We start from the raw sequence: 1,389 nt of genomic DNA, 5'->3' as shown, positions 1-1,389 counted from the left end.
GGCTGCGCGAGCTGGCCGCGCCGTTCTGGGCCGACGCCGACACGGTGGACCCCGAAGGGCCCTGACGCCCCCGCCTGCCCGCTCTCAGCGCGGCGCCTGGACCAGGCCCGCGCCCAGGTCCTCGGCGTCGGCGTCCGGGACGAACACGTCCGTCGCCGCGGTCAGCAGCAACCGCCCGGTGACGGCCGCGGCCCGCGCGCCGTCGCTGCGCGCCCGCAGCTCCTGCCACCACAGCGCCGCCGCCCCCGCCACGTGCGGGGCGGCCATGCTGGTGCCGCTCTTGCTGGTCAGCCCCCCTCCGGTACGGGCCGAGACCACGTCCACGCCCGGCGCGCACACCTGCGGGAAGGTGTTGGAGAAGCGCGCGACCGCCAGCCGCCCGGACGGCTGCCGCTGCACCGCGCCCACGGCCATCATGCCCTCGGCGGCCGACGGCAGCTCCGGCCCGACCTCGAAGTCCGGCCGCAGCTCCCGGTGGCTGGCGTTGCCCGTGGCCGCGACGACGATCGTGCCCGTGCCGAATGCCGCCCTGGCCGCGATCATCCGCATCAGCGAGTCGTAGAGCCGCAACGTCGCCCGGTACGACTCCAGCGCGATCGACGTCGCCAGGAACTGCGGCAGCCCCCGATCCTCAAGCTGGCGGATGGCGGCAGGGAAGTCGATGCCGAGCGACATGGTGATGACGTCGGCGTCGTTCCCCAGCGCCCAGAGCAGGCCCTTGACCGTCGCGGCGGTCGAGCCCTTGCCGTCGTCGCCGAGCACCTTGCCGATCAGCGCGCGCTCGACGCCGGGCGCGACGCCGATGCGCATGCCGTCCACCGGGCGGCCGAAGACGGTGCCGGCGCAGTGGGTGCCGTGGCCGACCTTGTCCCCGAGGCCCGACCCGGTGAAGTCCTGCTCCACCAGCGTCACCCCGGTGAAGGCCGGGTGGGCGGCGTCGATCCCGGTGTCCAGGACGGCGACCACCGTCCCCGCCCCCGTACGGGGGGAGGCGTCGGCGCCCAGCGCCCGCACCCCCCACGTGACCTGGGCGCCGGCCTCCGGCCCCGGCGGCGGCGCGTCGACGTCCTCGGGCGCGCCCGGGACGGTGGTCGGCATCGGCCGGGCGACCGCGGCCACCGAAGGGTCCCGCGCGAGGTCGGCAACCTCGCGCTTGCCGAGCCCGGTGACCTCGACGTGCGGCTCGCCCGGCGTCTCGACCGCGGCGGCGCCCGGCTCGAACGGCGCGGCCATGCGGGTCCTGCTCAGATCGCGCAACACGATGAACTGGTCGGCCATCGTCTTCCCCTCCTGGAAGTAGCCCACCCCTGTGATGTCAGGCGTACTCCCGCCGGGGCCGCCTGGCAACAGTCCTCACCGTCGCGGGCCCGCGACAGTCCTCACCGTCGC

Annotated in this window: 1 protein-coding gene; it reads right to left on the bottom strand. The window is 75.8% G+C overall.

Annotated features, from left to right (window positions below; translation table 11 throughout):
• Positions 1-84 precede the first annotated feature (84 nt).
• Positions 85-1,278 carry a S8 family serine peptidase gene (locus ABZ815_RS52785; protein WP_357711145.1) on the bottom strand — a complete coding sequence of 398 codons (1,194 nt, stop codon included), beginning with the start codon at positions 1,276-1,278 and terminating at the stop codon, positions 85-87.
• Between the last annotated feature and the right edge of the window lie 111 nt (positions 1,279-1,389).

The organism is Nonomuraea sp. NPDC047529, assembly GCF_040642995.1.
GTDB lineage: Bacteria > Actinomycetota > Actinomycetes > Streptosporangiales > Streptosporangiaceae > Nonomuraea.
Note: the sequence above shows the minus strand (reverse complement) of the source record. Positions and strands in the feature narration are given on the sequence as shown.

Coding starts and splice junctions, on each gene's coding strand:
- ABZ815_RS52785 (WP_357711145.1), bottom strand. CDS start 1,278: ATGGCCGACCAGTTCATCGTGTTGCGCGATCTGAGCAGGACCCGCATG.